At 62.2% G+C, this 18,828-nt stretch carries 16 protein-coding genes; 5 read left to right on the top strand and 11 right to left on the bottom strand.

Features of this window, described 5'->3' with window-relative positions; all coding sequences use genetic code 11:
* Window positions 1-49: 49 nt before the first annotated feature.
* A complete protein-coding gene (locus EN850_RS03260; RefSeq protein ID WP_136090631.1) occupies window positions 50-373 on the bottom strand; it encodes a TfoX/Sxy family protein in 324 nt (107 codons plus the stop codon).
* Between the two features lie 91 nt (window positions 374-464).
* Between EN850_RS03260 and EN850_RS03255 the strand changes: the two genes are divergently transcribed.
* Window positions 465-962 (top strand): GFA family protein, encoded by a 498-nt coding sequence (locus tag EN850_RS03255; protein ID WP_136090630.1) that lies wholly within the window; start codon window positions 465-467, stop codon window positions 960-962.
* A gap of 120 nt (window positions 963-1,082) precedes the next feature.
* Here EN850_RS03255 and sufA read toward each other — a convergent pair whose 3' ends face one another.
* Entirely contained in the window at window positions 1,083-1,463 is a 381-nt protein-coding gene (gene sufA, locus EN850_RS03250; RefSeq protein WP_013532156.1) for a Fe-S cluster assembly scaffold SufA, read from the bottom strand.
* 198 nt (window positions 1,464-1,661) lie between these two features.
* Between sufA and EN850_RS03245 the strand changes: the two genes are divergently transcribed.
* On the top strand, window positions 1,662-2,984 hold the full coding sequence (locus EN850_RS03245; RefSeq protein ID WP_136090629.1) for an STM3941 family protein: 1,323 nt from the start codon (window positions 1,662-1,664) through the stop codon (window positions 2,982-2,984).
* An 18-nt stretch (window positions 2,985-3,002) separates the two neighbouring features.
* On the opposite strand, the gene EN850_RS03240 is transcribed toward EN850_RS03245, so the two are convergent.
* The 6 genes from EN850_RS03240 to EN850_RS03215 all read right to left on the bottom strand — a co-directional run bounded on the left by EN850_RS03240 (window position 3,003) and on the right by EN850_RS03215 (window position 9,796).
* On the bottom strand, window positions 3,003-3,389 hold the full coding sequence (locus tag EN850_RS03240; protein WP_136090628.1) for an SUF system Fe-S cluster assembly protein: 387 nt from the start codon (window positions 3,387-3,389) through the stop codon (window positions 3,003-3,005).
* Window positions 3,390-3,394: 5 nt separating this feature from the next.
* The gene (locus tag EN850_RS03235; RefSeq protein ID WP_136090627.1) at window positions 3,395-4,636 is read right to left on the bottom strand and encodes a cysteine desulfurase; all 1,242 of its coding nucleotides are present in this window, start codon (window positions 4,634-4,636) and stop codon (window positions 3,395-3,397) included.
* Window positions 4,637-4,813: 177 nt separating this feature from the next.
* Window positions 4,814-6,082 carry a Fe-S cluster assembly protein SufD gene (gene sufD, locus EN850_RS03230; RefSeq protein WP_136090626.1) on the bottom strand — a complete coding sequence of 423 codons (1,269 nt, stop codon included), beginning with the start codon at window positions 6,080-6,082 and terminating at the stop codon, window positions 4,814-4,816.
* 39 nt (window positions 6,083-6,121) lie between these two features.
* Window positions 6,122-6,877: a Fe-S cluster assembly ATPase SufC gene (sufC, locus tag EN850_RS03225; RefSeq protein WP_127279011.1), complete on the bottom strand. Its 756-nt coding sequence runs from the start codon at window positions 6,875-6,877 to the stop codon at window positions 6,122-6,124.
* 30 nt (window positions 6,878-6,907) lie between these two features.
* Entirely contained in the window at window positions 6,908-8,425 is a 1,518-nt protein-coding gene (gene sufB, locus EN850_RS03220; RefSeq protein WP_127279010.1) for a Fe-S cluster assembly protein SufB, read from the bottom strand.
* 210 nt (window positions 8,426-8,635) lie between these two features.
* Complete coding sequence (locus EN850_RS03215) at window positions 8,636-9,796, bottom strand: cysteine desulfurase family protein (protein ID WP_136090625.1); 1,161 nt, start codon at window positions 9,794-9,796, stop codon at window positions 8,636-8,638.
* 255 nt (window positions 9,797-10,051) lie between these two features.
* Here EN850_RS03215 and EN850_RS03210 point away from each other — a divergent pair, with 255 nt between their 5' ends.
* Entirely contained in the window at window positions 10,052-10,726 is a 675-nt protein-coding gene (locus EN850_RS03210) for an alpha/beta hydrolase (protein WP_027028091.1), read from the top strand.
* Between the two features lie 97 nt (window positions 10,727-10,823).
* Here the strand turns inward: EN850_RS03210 and EN850_RS03205 are convergent, their stop codons facing one another.
* Together EN850_RS03205 and EN850_RS03200 are read right to left on the bottom strand one after the other, a co-directional pair.
* Window positions 10,824-11,645 carry a phosphatase PAP2 family protein gene (locus tag EN850_RS03205; protein ID WP_135864131.1) on the bottom strand — a complete coding sequence of 274 codons (822 nt, stop codon included), beginning with the start codon at window positions 11,643-11,645 and terminating at the stop codon, window positions 10,824-10,826.
* 25 nt (window positions 11,646-11,670) lie between these two features.
* Window positions 11,671-13,314 (bottom strand): glycosyltransferase family 39 protein, encoded by a 1,644-nt coding sequence (locus EN850_RS03200; protein WP_136090624.1) that lies wholly within the window; start codon window positions 13,312-13,314, stop codon window positions 11,671-11,673.
* A gap of 286 nt (window positions 13,315-13,600) precedes the next feature.
* Here EN850_RS03200 and tyrS point away from each other — a divergent pair, with 286 nt between their 5' ends.
* On the top strand, window positions 13,601-14,854 hold the full coding sequence (gene tyrS / locus EN850_RS03195; protein ID WP_136090623.1) for a tyrosine--tRNA ligase: 1,254 nt from the start codon (window positions 13,601-13,603) through the stop codon (window positions 14,852-14,854).
* Window positions 14,855-14,860: 6 nt separating this feature from the next.
* On the opposite strand, the gene EN850_RS03190 is transcribed toward tyrS, so the two are convergent.
* Window positions 14,861-18,241: a DUF3971 domain-containing protein gene (locus EN850_RS03190; protein WP_136090622.1), complete on the bottom strand. Its 3,381-nt coding sequence runs from the start codon at window positions 18,239-18,241 to the stop codon at window positions 14,861-14,863.
* Window positions 18,242-18,336: 95 nt separating this feature from the next.
* On the opposite strand from EN850_RS03190, the gene EN850_RS03185 reads away from it, so the two are divergent.
* Window positions 18,337-18,804, top strand: a complete 468-nt coding sequence (locus EN850_RS03185) for a peroxiredoxin (RefSeq protein ID WP_127869574.1) — start codon at window positions 18,337-18,339, stop codon at window positions 18,802-18,804.
* The last annotated feature ends 24 nt before the right edge of the window (window positions 18,805-18,828 follow it).

Here is an 18,828-nt window from a genome sequence, read left to right as displayed (position 1 = left end):
TGGCCGCGAAGCGGCCGGATGAGGGGGCGGCCTGGTGCCCTGCCTATATCTACTTTCCCGCCCGTCGTCCGGCCTCGTAAGCCCGCCGCGCCCACACCGTCATCTCGTCGGGATCGTCGAAGGCACTGTCGGGAATGCTCCAGTAGGGCATGGCGACGAGCTTGCCGTGGCGCGTGCCGGTATAGGTCCATTGCCGGCAGCCGGCGGCCTCGAAATCGGGCACGCTCTGCTCGTCGGCTTTCAGCAGCAATTCACCGCGAATGACAACGGCGATGATGACATCGTCGAAATAGATGCCCTTGCCGCCGAAGAGTTTGCGGATGCTGACCGGGCCCAGGCCTTCGAAAAGTTCGGCGATGCGTTCATTGTCCATGCCGCGATCATGTCACCGGCATTTGACATTGTCATCGCGCAGCCGAAATCATGCTGACAGGTTGTGAACATTCCGTCGGAGTCGTTTCGTCATGCCGCTTCTGCTCAAAGGATCCTGTCGCTGCAACGCCGTGCGTTTCGAGGTGGAAAGCCACACGCCCGTACCGTTCATGCTCTGCTACTGCTCGATCTGCCGCAAGCAGCAGGGCGGCGGCGGTTTCGCCATCAATCTCGGCGCCGATTACGCAACGTTGAACATCCGGGGCAAGAGAAATCATGGCGTCTACCGGGCCGAGATCGAGGACGATGAGCATCCCCGTTGCGAGGTCTCGACCGGCGAGCGCAATTTTTGCCGCAAATGCGGGTCGGCGCTCTGGCTCTACGATCCGACCTGGCCGGATCTGGTGCATCCCTTCGCCTCGGCGATCGACAGCGACCTGCCCGTTCCGCCCGAGAAGGTGCATCTGATGCTGAAGTACAAGGCGAACTGGGTCGAGCCTGATGTTGGGCCGAAGGACAAAGTCTTCGACGTCTATCCCGAAGAATCGATCGCCGACTGGCACAAGCGGACAGGCATGTGGGTGGATTAGCTTTCTTCACGGGGTGAAGGTGCCGGCAGGCAAATGAGGCCGCACAAACTAACGAGAGGGCACCGCTGCCCCTCATCCGGCCCTTCGAGCCACCTTCTCCCGTAGCGGGGCGAAGGGAGGTCAGGCCGAGGCGCGTGCCTCGGCCAGCGCCTTGAGATCGGCCGGCTTCAGTTCGACGGATTCACCGCAACCGCAGGCCGAACTCTGGTTCGGATTGTGGAAGGTGAAGCCGGTGCGCAGCGTCGTCTGCTCGAAATCCATTTCGGTGCCAAACAGGAAAAGGGCGGCCTCGGGCGCGACATAGACATGGGCGCCGTCGCGCTCGATGTGGTCGTCCTTGGTGTTGGGCTCGGTCACCAGATCGACCGTGTATTCCATGCCGGCGCAGCCGCCCTTCTTGATGCCAAGGCGAATGCCATGCGCGTTGTCGCGCGTGGCAACGATCTCGCGCACCCGGTCGGCGGCCTTTTCGGTCATCGTGATGACGGCAAAGCGTCCCATTCTTTTTCCTCTTCCATTCCATGCAGGTTCAAGGCCTGCCGAATGATTCATCGCCTAAAATGGTGAAGTTTGTGGGTCGGTGCAACCCCGGCCACGTCGATTTGAAGCAGCGACCTATGTCGATGGTACAGTTTGACTATCGCTCTGTTTCCGGTTCGCCAAATCTGAGATATCCAATGGATAGCGTGGGAGGTGTGGGTGCAGATTGATGTTCAGCAGCCCTTGGAGTTTCGATCATCGCCGATTCGTTTGGGCCTGATCGCCGCCGGTGCCTTGGGAATGAGCGCCGTAGGCCTTGCCTTGGGTTGGCGGCTTTTGCCCGGCGTAGCTCCCGGGAGTTTCAAGCAATTTGCGGGATGGGCGGGCGCGGTGTTTTTCGCGGCCTGCTTTGTGGTTGCTGTCTGGCGCCTGTTCGGAACAGGCCGGCCAACTCTTTCGCTCTCGCCCGCAGGCTTCAGAGACATACGTATGTCGTCGGCATGGGTGCCTTGGGCAGCAGTGGAAAAACTTTCGGTCTGGGGGGCCCCAGGTTCGAGGTTCATTGTGGTCAAGGTTTCCGAGGCAGTGTCGCGCAGCTTGCCTTTAACGCGAAGCGCACGGTGGACACAATCTGCCAACAAATCGCTCGGTGTCGACGGCCTCGCTGTCTCGGTCACCGAATTCAGCGGCGACTTCAACGACTTCTTCGCAGCCTTTGTCCAGTACGCCAAGGCGCATGGCGGATTGGCCGATCCGCGCCAGCCACGCCACACGCCGGCCGCGACATCGGCCCCGAAACAGGCGGCGGCCGACTACACGAAGCCCAGCGCCTTTCTAAAACCGTTTCCGGCAGCGCAAGATGTCTTCATAGCCGAACAGGTGGACCTAGAAAGCTATCTGCATCCGCTGGTTTCAGTCGATCTCAATGCCATCAATCCTGACTGGTCGGGGTGGGTTCATATTGTCAGCCCGATCGAGCCGCTGGCGGGCATGGGCTATGTCGGCACCGCCACCGAGGCGTTTCACAATGCGTATCTCGGCGAGAATTGCATCATCTTCAAAGTCGAAGGCGACCGGTACCGCTTCATGGGCGACAGGCGCTATTTCCTTGCAAATTGGCCCGAAGCAGAGGTGACGGCAGATCTGAGAGACGAGTATGTCGAACTGCGCGAACAGTACCGAGAGCAAGAGGCGTCATACCGCAACGGTCTCGATACATATCGGAGGCTGGGCTCCGTGCATTGTGTCGAGCCCGATGGCCGCTTTAAGTTCGACAATCCAGAGCCATACCCGCTGATCGAGAAACTCGGTGGCGCCGCCGAATTCTGGAATTTGCATTTCAGTCTCGACCTTGCTGTCGAGGAAACGTTGACGCCTGATGGGCGCAAAGTCCAAGTGATACCGACAAGCAGAGCTGGACATCGTTTCGTCCACGTCGCCTCGGTCCCCGGATATTTCTATCGCAGCCATGGGGCCGATTCGATCGTGCTGTTTTACGAGCCCGTCGAAAAACTGGCGCTGATCATATTTGACTGGAGCTAAACGCCTTCAGCCTCAAGCCTAATACCAGCCCACCGCCACCTGTGCCTCTTCCGACATGCGGTCGGGCGACCAGGGCGGGTCGAAGGTCATGTTGACCTCGACGCCGGACACGCCTTCGACGGCGCCAACGGCGTTTTCCACCCAGCCAGGCATCTCGCCGGCCACCGGGCAGCCCGGTGCGGTCAGCGTCATGTCGATCTTGACCGAGCGGTCGTCCTCGATGTCGATCTTGTAGACGAGGCCAAGCTCGTAGATGTCGGCCGGGATTTCAGGGTCGTAGACCGTCTTCAGCGCCGAGACGATGTCATCGGTCAGTCGCGCCAGTTCATCCGCGGGGATGGCCGAGGCGGAAACGACGCTGTTGCCGGCCGAAACGGTCTCTGCGGTGGTGCTCACATCATCCATGGTCGTCACCCGAAAAACTTGCGCGCTTTTTCAAGCGCCTCGGCCAAAGCATCGACTTCGGCCCTGGTATTATACATGCCGAACGATGCCCTGCATGTGGAGGTTACGCCAAAGCGTTTCAACAGCGGCTGCGCGCAATGGGTGCCCGCGCGGACAGCTACGCCTTGCCTGTCTATCACCATCGAGACGTCATGGGCATGAATACCTTGCAGCTCGAAGGAGATGATGGCGCCCTTGCCAGGCGCATCACCGAAGATGCGCAGCGAATTGATGGCGCGCAGGCGTTCGTGGGCATAGGTCTTGAGGTCTTCTTCGTGCGCCGCGATGCGCTCGCGGCCGACAGAGTCCATGTAGTCGAGCGCCGCACCGAGCCCGATCGCCTGGACGATCGGCGGCGTGCCGGCCTCGAAGCGATGCGGCGGCTCGTTGTAGGTGACGATGTCTTCCGTCACTTCCTCGATCATCTCGCCGCCGCCCATGAAGGGCCGCATGCCGGCGAGACTATCCTTCTTGCCGTAGAGCACGCCGATGCCCGAGGGGCCGTAGACCTTGTGGCCGGTGAAGACGAAGAAATCGCAATCGAGATCCTGAACGTCCACGGCCATGTGCACGGCGCTCTGGCTGCCGTCGACGAGTACGGGAATGCCGCGCGCATGCGCGATCCGGACAATCTCCTTGATCGGCGTCACCGTGCCAAGCGCATTCGACATCTGCGTGATGGCGACCAGCTTCGTCCTGTCGGTCAGGCGCTTTTCGAATTCCTCGATGTGGAAGACGCCGAGGTCGTCGACCGGCACCCAGACCAGCTTGGCGCCCTGCCGTTCGCGGATGAAATGCCAGGGAACGATGTTGGAATGATGCTCCATGATCGACAGCACGATCTCGTCGCCCTCGCCGATATTGGGCATGCCATAACCATAAGCAACGGTGTTGATCGCCGAGGTCGTGTTCGAGGTGAAGACGATGTTGTCGGTGCTTGGCGCGTTGAGGAAACGGCGCACCGTTTCCCGCGCCTTCTCATAAGCGTCGGTGGCGGCATTGGAGAGGAAATGCAGGCCGCGATGAACGTTGGCGTATTCCTGGGAATAGGCGTGCTGGATCGCATCGAGCACGACCTGCGGCTTCTGTGCCGAGGCGCCGTTGTCGAGATAGACCAGCGGCTTGCCATAGACTTCGCGCGACAGGATCGGGAAATCATGGCGGATCGCCTCGACGTCGTAGGGGGTGGTTTCGATCTTCTGGTCCATCACAACGTCATTGCCTCATTCGGTCACGCACCCCTCATCCGACCGCTTCGCGGCCACCTTCTCCCACAAGGGGAGAAGGAAGAGGGTGCTTTACCTTCTCCCCTTGTGGGAGAGGGTGGATCGGCGCGAAGCGCCGAGACGGATGAGGGGTGCTCGCCTGGGCGAGGCCTCATCCAATTACCCATGCGTCACAAACCATTCATCGAGCCGCGCTTCCAGCGCCTCGACGATCGCTTCGTCGTCAAGTTCCTCGATCACTTCCGCCACGAACGCCTTCACGAGCAACCCCCGCGCGCTCTTTTCGTCGACGCCGCGCGCCATCAGGTAGAACAAATGGTCGTGGTCGATCTCCGTGACAGTCGCGCCATGGCCGCAGATGACGTCGTCGGCGAAGATTTCGAGCTCCGGCTTGGTCGAGAACTCGCCATCGTCCGACAAAAGCAGCGTGTTGCAGGCCATCTTGGCGTTGGTCTTCTGCGCATATTGGTGAACGTTGATGCGGCCCTGGAACACGCCACGCGCCTTGCCCGTCACCACATTGCGGATGACCTCCGTCGATGTCGTATGCGGCACGGCGTGGTCGAGCACCATGGTGACATCGGTGTGGGTGTCGCCGGCCAGAAGATTGATGCCGCGCAGCTTGAAGTCGGCGCCTTCGCCCGTCGTCTTGATCATGATCTCCTGGCGCACCAGCCTGCCGCCGGCGTTCATGACGAACAGCGTCAGTTTCGCATTCTTGCCGATATGGGCCTTGAACTGCGCCAGGTGTGTCGCCGTCTCCGGCTGCTCCTGGACGATCAACCAGGTCACCTCGGCGCCCTCGCCGAGCACGAGCTGGCTGACCGAGCTCGTCAGCGCAGCGCCCTCGCCGGCCTGACGCTCGACGATGACCGCCTTGGCGCCGGCGCCGACACGCACCGGCAAGCGCACATGGGTCTGGCCACCTGCCTGCAGGTTCTGCAGCTCGACCGGCCTTTCCAGTTCGGCGCCATCGGCGATGTCGACGAAAAAGCCGTCGGCGACGAAAGCGGTGTTCAGCGCACCAATGGCATCGTCACTGCCATAGGGGTCGAGCCCCGGCGCGATGCTGCCGTCGGTCAGCTTTTCGGACAGACGCTGGACGCTGACACCCTCGACGTCCGGCGCCTTGGCGCTCGACACGCCGTTCAACAGAGCGAGAACCGTCGAACCGTCGACGATTGGCGCGATGGCTTTCACGGCGGCGGCCGGATCGAAGTCCGGCACCGCGTTCAAAAGCCGGCGCAGATCGGTGTAGTGCCAGGACTCGATGCGACGCGTCGGCAGACCGTGCTTGATCGCTTCGATGGCGTCGTCGCGCTTCAGCATCACCGCGCCGTCACCCGGCAGCAGCGACAGCCGGTCGCCGAAGGCGTCGATCAACGCCGTCTCGGCCGGTGTCCGCTGCGGTTGTGTGTGCATATTCATCAGTCTCGCCTGTCTTTTGGAACAAAATGACTTGGCATCTCAAGCGGCTTCGCCGATCACACCGGCATAGCCATTGGCCTCGAGGTCGAGCGCCAGCGACTTGTCGCCCGACTTGATGACCTGGCCCCTGTAGAGCACGTGCACGCTGTCAGGCACGATGTGTTCGAGCAGGCGCTGGTAATGGGTGATGACCAGGAAAGCCCGGTCCGGCGAACGCAGCGCGTTGACGCCATCCGAGACAATCTTCAGCGCGTCGATGTCGAGGCCGGAATCGGTCTCGTCGAGCACGCAGAGTTTCGGCTCCAGGAGCTTCATCTGCAGGATTTCGGCGCGCTTCTTCTCGCCGCCGGAGAAGCCGACATTGAGCGGCCGCTTCAGCATCGCCATGTCCATGCTGAGCGATGCAGCGGCTTCCTTCACGCGCTTCAGGAATTCCGGGATTTTCAGCGGCTCCTCGCCACGCGCCTTGCGCTGCTCGTTCATCGCCACTTTCAGGAATTCCATGGTGGCGACGCCCGGTATCTCCATCGGATACTGGAAGGCGAGGAAGATGCCTGACGTGGCGCGCTCGGCTGGATCCATTTCGAGGATCGACTGGCCGTTGTAGAGGATGTCGCCCTCGGTCACCTCATAGTCCTCGCGGCCGGCGAGGATATAGGACAGGGTCGATTTGCCCGAGCCGTTCGGCCCCATGATGGCGGCAACCTCGCCGGCTTTCACCGTCAGGTTCAAGCCACGGATGATTTCGGTGCCGTCATCGACGATGCGGGCATGCAGGTTCTTGATCTCAAGCATTTTTGTTTCCTGAATATTTGTCTGGGCCGGTCAGCCCACCGAGCCTTCCAGCGAGATGCCGATCAGCTTCTGCGCCTCGACCGCGAATTCCATCGGCAGTTGCTGGATGACGTCCTTGACGAAGCCGTTGACGATCAGCGCGATCGCCTCTTCCTCGGGGATGCCGCGCTGCATGACGTAGAACTTCTGGTCCTCTGATATTTTCGACGTCGTCGCTTCATGCTCGAACTGCGCGGTCGAGTTCTTGGCTTCCATGTAGGGCACGGTATGCGCGCCGCACTGGTCGCCGATCAGCAGCGAGTCGCAGTTGGTAAAGTTGCGGGCGTTGGTCGCCTTGCGGTGCGCCGAGACCTGGCCGCGATAGGTGTTCTGCGAGAAACCGGCGGCGATGCCCTTGGAAATGATGCGGCTCGACGTGTTCTTGCCGAGATGGATCATCTTGGTACCGCTATCGACCTGCTGGTAGCCGTTCGAGACGGCGATCGAATAGAACTCACCCGAGGAATCGTCACCGCGCAGGATGCAGCTCGGGTACTTCCAGGTGATCGCCGAGCCGGTCTCGACCTGCGTCCACGAAATCTTCGAACGGTCGCCACGGCAGTCGCCGCGCTTGGTGACGAAGTTGTAGATGCCGCCCTTGCCCTCGGCATCGCCGGGATACCAGTTCTGCACCGTCGAATATTTGATCTCGGCATCGTCGAGCGCGACCAGTTCGACCACTGCGGCGTGAAGCTGGTTCTCGTCGCGCTGCGGCGCCGTGCAGCCCTCGAGATAGGAAACGTAAGCCCCCTCCTCGGCGATGATCAGCGTGCGCTCGAACTGGCCGGTGTTCTTCTCGTTCATGCGGAAATAGGTCGACAGCTCCATCGGGCAGCGCACGCCCTTGGGCACGAAGACGAACGAGCCGTCGGTGAAGACGGCCGAATTCAGCGTGGCGTAGAAATTGTCGGAGGTCGGCACGACCGAACCGAGATATTTCTGCACCAGCTCCGGATGTTCGCGGATCGCTTCCGAGATCGAGCAGAAGATGACGCCGGCCTGCGCCAGTTCCTTCTTGAAGGTGGTGACGACGGAGACGGAATCGAACACGGCGTCGACGGCGACGCGGCCTGATTTGTAGACGTTGTCGCTGACTTCCTCGAGGTCCGAGGCGTCGGTCTTCTGCACGCCGGCGAGGATTTCCTGCTCCTTCAACGGAATGCCGAGTTTCTCGTAAACCTTCAATATCTCGGGATCGACGTCGCTGAGCGAAGTCGGTCCTGGCGTGCTCTTGGGCGCCGCGTAATAGTAGATGTCCTGGAAATCGATCTTGGGATAGTCGACGCGCGCCCAGGTCGGCTCTTCCAGCGTCAGCCAGCGGCGATAGGCTTCGAGGCGCCATTCCAGCATCCAGGACGGTTCGTCCTTCTTGGCCGAAATGAAACGGATGATGTCTTCGCTCAGGCCCTTGGGAGCCTTGTCGACGGCGATCTCGGTCTGGAATCCGTATTTGTATTGGTCGACGTCGATCTTTCGGACCCGATCGATCGTGTCCTGCACAGCAGGCATATGCGTTCTCCATCCACGCCGGGGTCAAGGCCCGACAGTTTTCAAACTATGGCACCACCAAATGAACGCGCGAGCAGCGTCCGCGGCAGCGTAAGTTCCATATAGTGCGCCTCGACCGGAAATTCACCCGGCCAATATGAAACGCACGGCTCTACAAGGCCGAAGCCCAAATCCGTTTTTCTCAAGCATCGGATTCCGATGCTCCAACCGCTACGCGGCCTTCTCTCTGCCCGCCATCCGCGCGGCGATGCCTGCCAGCGCGGCGCGGAACAGTTCGATGTCCTCGGCGCCGGTCTCTGCACCGACCGATACGCGCAGGGCGCCAAGGCTGTCACCGTGCCCCATGGCCTTGAGCACATGGCTCGGTCCGACCTTGCCCGACGAGCAGGCGGAGCCGGCGGAAAGCGCCACGCCCGCCAGATCGAAGGCGATCTGGGCGGTTTCGGCTTTGACCCCGGGAATAGCGAAGAATGTCGTGTTGGCAAGCCTTGGTGCGCCGGCTCCGAAGATTTCGACGTCCGGCACCAGGGTCTTGATGATGGTTTCAACCTCGTCGCGACGCTGACGCACGGCACCGATGGTGTTCAGCCCGGCCAGGGTTTCCCGCGCAGCGGCGCCAAAACCGACGATGCCAGGCAGGTTTTCGGTGCCGCCACGGTGGCTCTTTTCCTGGCCGCCACCATTGATCAGCGGCCTCGGCATCATCAGGTCGGCAGCGGCAACGAAGGCGCCAGCGCCCTTGGGGCCGCCGAGCTTGTGCGAGGACAGAATCACATAGTCGGCATATCCAGCCGACATATCGATGGAAACGCGGCCCGCGGCCTGGACCGCGTCGACGACAAGAATGCCGCCCGCCGCCCTGACGATCTCCGCGATGCGATCGGTCGGCTGGATGACGCCAGTTTCGTTGTTGGCGGCGTGGATCGCGACCAAGGGCAAGCCATCGGCCTTGTCGTGACCGGCCAACGCCGCCATCAAGGCGTCGAGATTGACGATGCCATCGGCGCCGACACCGATCCGCGTCACCAGGTCTGCCGGGAAGCGTCCACCATTCAGCAGGCACGGATGGTCGGCCTCGCACACGTAGAGCCGGCTCATGCGAATGGCGCCGCGCCCCATCTGCCAGTCCGGCGTCAGAAGCGTCGATGCGGCCTCGGTCGCGCCCGAAGTGAAGACGACATGTTCGGCCTTGCCGTTGACCAGCGCCGCCACGTCGCGCCTGGCATTGTCGATCAGCCTGCGCGCGGCGCGCCCTTCGGCATGGACCGACGAGGGATTGGCCGCATCAAACGCCGCGACCATGGCCTCGCGCGCCGCAGAAAGCAGCGGCGCACTGGCATTATAGTCGAGATAGGCGCGTATCGCGGCCATTTTCGTCCAGTTCTTCCCGTCAGAAGCCATTCCGCCGACGTATGGCGTTATTTCCTTGAAATTCCAAGGCAAGCCGTCCTATTTACGCGGCTTGCGGCGAGGCGATCGGGCGATTGCGTTTCGGCCACCCAGTTTTGAACAATTCTAAACTAGCTTCTAGGAAGACGCTCGCCCTGCGTCAAGGTCTGTGGAAGCGGAGCCAGAGGAAGAGTGTTCCGGGCGCCGCGCACTTGTATATGTCACGTGGAGTATTTCATGCCTGAGGTCATTTTCACCGGTCCTGCCGGCCGTCTGGAGGGACGCTACCAGCCCTCGAAGGAAAAGAGCGCGCCGATTGCCATCGTGTTGCATCCGCATCCGCAGTTCGGCGGCACGATGAACAACAAGATCGTCTATGACCTCTTCTACATGTTCCAGAAGCGTGACTTCACCACGCTGCGCTTCAATTTCCGCGGCATCGGCCGCAGCCAGGGCGAATTCGACCATGGCACCGGCGAGTTGTCGGACGCAGCGGCGGCGTTGGACTGGGTGCAGTCGCTGCATCCGGATTCCAAGAGCTGCTGGGTGGCCGGCTACTCCTTCGGATCCTGGATCGGCATGCAGCTCCTGATGCGCCGGCCCGAGATCGAAGGCTTCATCTCGATCGCGCCGCAGCCCAACACCTATGATTTCTCGTTCCTGGCGCCCTGCCCGTCCTCGGGCCTGATCATCCATGGCGATGCCGACAAGGTGGCGCCGCCGAAGGACGTGCAAGGCCTGGTCGACAAGCTGCACACGCAAAAGGGCATCACCATCACGCAGAAGACCCTGCCCGGCGCCAACCATTTCTTCGCCAACGACGCCGATGTGCTGATCGAGGAATGCGCCGACTATCTCGATCGCCGGCTGGCCGGTGAATTGTCCGATCCGCGACCGAAGCGGCTGAGGTAAGACATCGGGCGATCCGTATTCGCCGGGCTAAGGGCGGGCGGGCAATGCCCGCCTCCTCGACGTAAGGCTGCCGCGGCGCGGATTATCCGGCACCGACCTATTTTTCCGGGGCAATAAGTCGGAACGATGTTTTGCGGACCGGCAATCCTGAAGGCGCCGGCCGGAAGATGAAGCCGAGCCTGGCAAAGACCAGTCCGCACGCCAGCGCGAAGGCGCAGCCGAGGCCGAAGCCGGCAACGGTGTCGCTCGGATAGTGCGCGCCGACGAAGACCCTGGTCGAGGCGATGCAGGCCGTGACCACCAAAGCGATGTACCAACGCCGCGGAAACAGAAGCAGCAGGATACCGAACACGGCGCCCATCGTCGTGGCATGGCCGGAGGGAAAGCCGGCAAAGCGCGCATCGAAGGCAAACGGGTGCAGCGCAAGGACGCCAAAATCCTGGAAGTAGAGCGGGCGGGCCCTGCCAATGGCATATTTCAGGACATTGACGGTGAGGCCGGACAGGCCGACGGAGCTCAGCACCAGGAAAGCCAGACAGGTCCAACTGTAGACCAGCATCAGCGCGCGCCGCGAAAGGCTTCGCCAATCCGTCAGGTTGGCCGCGACAAGCAGGAGCGCGGACGGAATAAGATACCAGCCGCCCAGCCCGAACTGCGTGAAGAACTCGGCAAGCCTGGCCACATCGGGCGACCATTGACCATGCGCCACCCCCGCCGGAGTATCGAGACGAACAAAGGCTGCTGCCGTCAGAAAGACCCAGACCAGGCCCCACGGCCACCATGAGATGTTGGGATAGCGAGCGGGGCGAACGGCAAGGCGTCGTCTTGCCAGTTGCAGGGTGTCGCGAAAATTGCCGAAGGATCGGCGTCCTATCCCGAGGAGCGAGCTGGAAACGGGTGGGCGCGATTTCACGAGCATTGGGAACACGACGCCATCATCGAAGTCATTGGCTCACACGATAAAGACCGAGCGACAGTTTGTCTCCCGATGAGTAGTTGAGGCCGTCGACTTCGGCAACGCGGTTGGCCGACTTGCCTTGCACGGACAGCATGCCATTCAATTTCTGTTCGTCACCGATCGGCACCAGGCCCAAGGAGCAAGCAGGATCGGCGAGCAGATGCTCCGCCACGCCACCGACATCGGTCAGCACCGTTTTCGTGCCGACCAGGAACACCAGGCTAGGCTCCTGATAGCGCGCCGAGGCCAGCACGGTCGTGTCGCAAGGTTTGTTGGCGCGCACCGCTTCCTTGATCGCCGGGCTCAGCCAGATCGGCTTCAGGGACGGGGCGATGACGCCGAACAGCAAGGCATAGGTGATGCCCGCACAGGCGGCGGTGGCGCCGATACGGGGCAGCGGCACCTGCAACTGCCGTGAGAAGGCGAGGTAGCCGGCGCAAAGCGCTGACGCTGCCGCCGGGATGCTCCACCACGAGAAACTGTGCGTAAGGTAGATCGGTGCCCCGATGCAGACCGCCGCCAAGCCGAGGCTGACCACCACCAGACCGAACGCGGTCGACCACCACAGCCACTGCTGCCAGCGTCTGAGCGGCGCATTGGCGTCCTGCGGCTGCAATGTCAGCAGCCAGCCGATCAGCAGCGCCATGCCGGGATAGGCCGGCAGGACGTAGTGCGGCAGCTTGGTCGGGATGAGTTCGAACACGAGCCAGAACGGAATGTACCATGCCAGGCAAAAGCGCAGCCTGAAATCGTCACGCACCCGATTGAGGGCCTGCAGCCCGGCGCCGACCGCGATCAGGCCGAACGGCCACATGAACAGCGAATAGGTCAGCATGTAGAAACCCGGTGGCAGGCCGTGCGATTCCTCGCCCGAAGCGACCTTGTTCAGCATATCCTTGCCAACGGCTTCCTGGAAAAAAGCGCCGCCGCTCTTCCAGCCGATAAAAGCGACCCAGGGCAGCACGATGAGCAATACCAGCGCCACGCCGCGCACGAATTTCAGCTTCAAAAGCCAGCGCCAGTCGCGTTCGAAAGCAAACAGGGCCGCCGCCGTCAGCAGCGACAGGAGCGGAGCCACGGGCCCCTTGATGAGGATCCCCACGCCTTGCGCGAACCAGAATATCCACGGCAGATGGCCCGCCACCGGCTCGTTGCGGCGCGCCGCCAGATAGACCTGCGCCAGCGCGCCCTGCGCGGCCACGCAGCAGGCCAGAAGCATGGCGTCGGTTTTGGCGTCGCGTCCCTCGAAGGCGGTCGCGAAAATCGCCGCCATCATCAGGCCGGCGGCAAGGCCGGCATTGGCGCCGAACATTTTTGTGCCCGTCCAGGCGATGCCTAGAACAGCGAGCGCGATTCCGAGCATCGAGACAAGGCGGTACACCCAGATCGGCGCGGCCGCGCCCTCGCCGCTCAATGCGACAGCTGCCGATTGTAGCCAGTAGATGCCGATCGGCTTCTTGTAGCGTGAGACATCCTGGAAGCGAATGTCGATATAATCGCCAGTTTCGACCATCTGCTTGGTCGCCTGGACAAAACGGGATTCGTCGCGGTCGATCGGCGGAAGGCTCGCCAAGCCGCTGAAACTCATTAGCAAGCTGAACAGAAAGAGGAAGAGGTAGTTTCTGTTCATCGCGGGAGCTTTCCGGATCTGATCTGCGGGACGACCCCGTCGCGGCGTGCTGGCGCTGCCCTTGCGCGGCGCCTCATTACGCCAGCGGCATGAATGAGGCAAGGATTCGCAATTGCCATCCGCGGGCAGCAAGACCAGGTTCCGCCTTTGCTGATCGCGAACTCTTGGTTGGCGCGCGATCCGGCGCAAAACCGGATTCCACTTTTGCTGATGCGACTTGAGTGCTAAACGCGCGCGTTCACATATGCCCGCGACGGACCGGGCGTACGCTTTCGGGAAAGAAAACATGCCTGCCTTCAAATCCGATTTCCTGCGCACGATGAGCGAGCGCGGCTTCATCCACCAGACCTCGGATGATGCCGGCCTCGACGCTATCTTCGCCAAGGAAACCGTGACGGCCTATATCGGCTTCGACGCCACGGCCAAGAGCCTGCATGCCGGCTCGCTGATCCAGATCATGATGCTGCACTGGCTGCAGCAGACCGGACACCGGCCGATCGCGCTGATGGGTGGCGGCACCTCGATGATCGGCGACCCGTCCTTCAAGGACGAGGCGCGCAAACTTTTGACGCCCCAGGACATCGACGACAACCTGGCCGGTATCCGCCGCAACTTCATGCCCTACCTCAAATTCGGCAGCGGTCCGAACGACGCGGTCATGGTCAACAATGCCGACTGGCTGATGGAGATCAACTACGTCAATTTCCTGCGTGATGTCGGTCGGCATTTTTCGGTCAACCGGATGCTCGCTTTCGATTCCGTCAAGTTGCGGCTCGACCGCGAGCAATCGCTGTCGTTCCTTGAATTCAACTACATGATCCTGCAGGCCTATGATTTCGTCGAACTCTACAAGCGCCTTGGCTGCCGTCTGCAGATGGGCGGCTCCGACCAATGGGGCAACATCATCAACGGCATCGATCTCGGCCGCCGCATGGAGGATGCGCAACTCTACGCACTGACCACGCCGCTGCTCACCACCTCGTCCGGCGCCAAGATGGGCAAGTCCGCCTCGGGCGCGGTCTGGCTCGATCCAGAGATGTTGAGCCCCTACGAATTCTGGCAGTACTGGCGCAACACCGAGGATGCCGACGTTGGCCGTTTCCTGAAGCTCTACACCACGCTGCCGCTGGACGAGGTTGCACGGCTCGAGCGGCTGGGTGGCTCCGAGATCAACGAGGCGAAGAAGATCCTCGCAACGGAGATCACCGCCCATCTGCACGGCCGCGCGGCCGCCGAACAGGCCAGCGAGACGGCGCGCAAGACCTTCGAGGAAGGCGCTCTCGCCGACACGTTGCCCACGGTCGAGACGGACAGGGCCGCGCTCGAATCCGGCGTCGGCATCCTGTCGCTATTGGTCAGCGCGGGGCTGGCATCGTCCAATGGCGAGGCAAGGCGGCACGTCCAGGGTGGCGCCGTGCGCCTGAACGACCAGCCGGTAAGCGACGACCGTCGACTGGTCACGCTTCAGGATTTGAGTCCGGAAAATGTCGTGAAGCTTTCATTGGGCAGGAAAAAGCACATCCTGGTGCGGCCGGCCTGAGGACCCTCACCGGTACTCGAAGATCGACCTGAATATGCCCGGCGCGATCACCGACAGCGGATTGACGTCGAGCACCGGCTTGTTGGCATTGCCCCTGAGCCGGTAGGTGACGCCGATCAGGCCGCGGTCGCGGCCATTGCCCAGAAGCGCGCCGACGATGGGCAGTTCGCCGAAAATACGGTTGAGGCCGTAGACCGGCATGAAGGTGCCGGTCATGTCCATATTGTTGTTCTGGTCGTAGAGGATGCCCTGGAACGTCGTGCCGATGCGCGGGCCACGCAGCACGCCATTGGTCAGCTTCAGGTAGCCGCTACCCTTGTCGATCTCGGCGTAACCCCGTTCGAACTTCACTCGCGACGTGTCGAGCTTGCCCTTCACCGCCTGGTTGAGGCTGCGGCTATCGCCGGCCGGCGTGGTCGAGACGATGGAGGCGAGTTTGGGTTCGTTGACGACGAAAAAGTTGCTGGTGTCGACCTTGCCCTTCATCGGTCCATCGCTGGCTCCCGACAGGGCCAATGTGATCGCGCCGCCTTCCATGTGCTCATAAATGTTGAGGAACCGCAGGATGGCGCCGGCGTCCGCCGACTGCACGTTGAGCGAGCGTCTGCCGTCGCCGGTGGTGTTGCTGATGGCGATGGCGGCGCCGGAACTCGCCGTCGCGCTCACCTTCAGTCCGTTCACCCTTGAACCGGCCGCACTGTAGTCGAGCTTCAGGTTGGACAGTTGCTCATCGTGGAAACCGGTCAGCTGATTGACATCGGCGCTGACGGAAATGTCGTCTGTTCCCGTCGTCTTCGTTGCGGTGTCCACATCGGACGTAAATTGCTTGATGAGCGAACGAGCGTCGAGCGCACTGCCATTGATGTCGACCGCGTAGCCCTTGCCCGATCGCTTGACCGAAACAGCCACGTCGTCGCCCCTGTTCAAGGTGACCTTGCTGAACTTGGCCGAAGACAAGGCGCCGTTGACCAGCACGATACTGCCGTCGACGGAGAACGTCTTGCCGTCGAGCTCGAAGTCGGACAGCGTCGTGGTGTCGCCGGACTTGGTCATGACGAATGTGGCGCTGGCGGGAACCCCCGCCCCCTTGCTCCAGCCGGCCCAGGGAATGTCCAGCCTGGCGTTGGTCAGGTCGGCCGAGACGTTCTGGTTGCCGTTGCCGCTCTTGTCGATCGCGACCTTCACCGTTCCGCCAAGCAGCGGCGTCAGGCCGGGCATGGCGGCGGCGCGGATCTTGTCGTCGAGCACCAGGGCTACCTTGCGGCTGCGCGCCGGCCCGTCATCGGCCAGCGGCTCGACCAGATCGAGTTCGGCCGGAATGCCATTCAGCGATGCCTTAGCCGAAATGACAGCCTTTTGCGGGTCGACGGTGATCGAGCCATCGGCATTGGTTACGGCCTGTCCCTCGAACGGCTTGGCCAAGGACAGGCCGGTATAGTCGAGCGACACCAGCCAATCGAGCTTCGCGGTATCGACGCCCGACTGCAGCGGAATGTCCGCCTTGACGTGGCCGGTAACGCTGCCGGAAAGATCCTCCGGCAGAAGGCCGACATGGCGCATGGCATTGATCGGTTCATAGGATGCAAGTTCGGCGACAGCGGACGCATCGCCGGCAACGTCGATATCGAGAGCGCCGATGACCGGCGGGCGGTTGGCCGCCTTGACGGTCAATGTCCCGTTGCTGGCCGCAACCACGCGGCCACTGGGCATGAAGACGGTGCCCGAGGACAATGAAATGTCGACGTCGTTGCCGTGGAATCCGACGACGCCCACCGCGTCGCGGATCGGCGGAATGCGCCCGGCCGTGTCGAAGCGCGCCCCCTCGATCTGGAAGCGGCCGAAGACCTCGTCGGCGGAAAGCGGTACCCCATTGCCGAGGCGGTCCGGCACCACCTGGAATTGGAGATTGGCGTCGACCACGCGGCCGCCGAACAAATTGTTCAGCACCCAGAGCCGCGCATTACGCGCCGAAAACCATGGCCAAAGCTGTTTGACGTGCGAGACCGGCATGTCATGGACGCTGAGCGCCAGATTGATCCCGGGAGCCTTGCCGTCAACGAATTCCACTGTTGAGGTACCAAGCACCTCGCCGGAACCAGAGGACCGAACCGCGATCTGCTCGGCCACCAGTTTACGGCTTTGCGGCTGGTAGACGCCGGCAATCCGCGCCAGGAAGATCAATGCGGGTTCAGGCGATTCCGACGGTGCCAAGGTCGAACCGTCGCTGGTCAGATCGTAACGGTACGAGGGTTCCTCACCCGCTACCCCGGTTGCCGGTTTTGGCCCGATCGAGCCGCCGAAATCGAATGAAGACCGGCCGGTTTTCAGCAGCAACCTGTCCACCTGGATCTTGTTGGAGCCGTAGACAAGCGTCGCATTGACATCGGCATCCGCCGGCAGCAGCCCGCGCGCGCCAAGATCGAGCACCGAGCCGGTGGATGAAAGGGCGGCGGCCAGGCGTGATGCGGTGGCGCCTGAGCCTTCCGATCCCGTCAGCTTCAACGCGACGGCACCAAGCTTCCCGGAGCCGGCAGCGGTGGCGTCGGCATCCGCCAGATTGATGCTGGCATCCAGGCTTGTTACCCGGTGCGCCGCGACATCGCGGATGGCGGCGGCGGCAACCGTGACTGTCCTGCCGTCGACATCCGCCTCGGCGGTGAACTTCATGCCCCCCGGCCCCGACTGAACCACGGTGGCGTCGGCGATCTTGACCAGCTTGATCGATCCGGCGTCGGGCAGCACGAACTCGACATTGCTGAGATCGATCCGGCGCATCGAATCTTCCCGCACGGCATCGAGCGCGCGATGGATATTGCCGAACACCGCGTCCGACAGTTTCTCCGGATCGACGAGGCCGTCCTGGTTGCGCAGCGCCGCGGTCCAGTCGCCGCCGGACGGCATCGCCGCCATGACGACACGGGCATCGGAGATCCTGGCACTGGTCAGCCGCACCTCACCCCATAGCAACGGCACCAGACGCACGCCAAAGCGCACACGACCGGCATCCGCCATCGGCTTGCCGTCTGATGTCTTCAGGCTGACATCGCTCACCTGGAGGGCGACGAAGCTCGAACTGTCGAGCGTAATGCGCGCGGGCCCGACCGCGACATTGACGTCGACGCCCGCCAGCCTCTCTATGGCGCTCTCCGCCTCGACGCGCAGCCGGTCCGAGCCGATGCCGGAAAGGCCGATGAGATAGACGGCCACCGCGACCAGCAGCATGAACGCGACCAGGCCGGCAAACAGGCGTGAAAGGATGCGAACGCCGCGGCCGATGGCCGCCTGACCGAGAGGCGGGACGCGGCACGCGGACGGCAAAGCCCCCAGGTCGGTGATCTCGTCCCGCCTGAACCTGATCTTCTCGTGCTGCGGTTGCTCCTGATCCACGCAATCTTCCGTTGTACGAATTCGCTCGTGGACGAATCCCCGCTCGACACTATATCGGTGTGGCTTCGCGCGTAACCTCAAACAAGGGCATCGATATGGCCGACCTCGACGTAGGCGATCCCGCGCCGCAATTCGACCTGCCGCGGGACGGCGGCGGATCGCTCAGCCTGGCGGCATCCGCCGGCAAGCCGGTGGTGCTCTATTTCTATCCACAGGACGACACGACAAGCTGCACGCAAGAGGCGATCAGCTTCTCACAGCTGAAGCCGGAATTCGAGAAGGCCGGCGCCGTCGTCATTGGCCTGTCGCCCGACAGCGCCAAGAAACACGACAAATTCAAGTCGAAATACGATCTCACCATCGATCTTGCCGCCGACGAGGAGCGCAAGGTGATCGAGGCCTACCATCTGTGGGTCGAGAAATCGATGTATGGCCGCAAATACATGGGTGTCGAGCGCGCGACGTTCCTGATCGGACGCGACGGAAGGATCGCCAGGATTTGGCGCAAGGTCCGCGTCAAGGGCCATGCCGAGGCCGTGCTGGAAGCCGTTCGCGCGCTCTGAACGTCGCCAAAGCCCACCAAAGCA

Origin of the sequence: Mesorhizobium sp. M8A.F.Ca.ET.207.01.1.1, from assembly GCF_004794715.1 — a bacterium.
Lineage (GTDB): Bacteria > Pseudomonadota > Alphaproteobacteria > Rhizobiales > Rhizobiaceae > Mesorhizobium.
The sequence above is the reverse complement of the archived record's forward strand: the minus strand, read 5'-3'. Positions and strand labels throughout refer to the sequence as shown.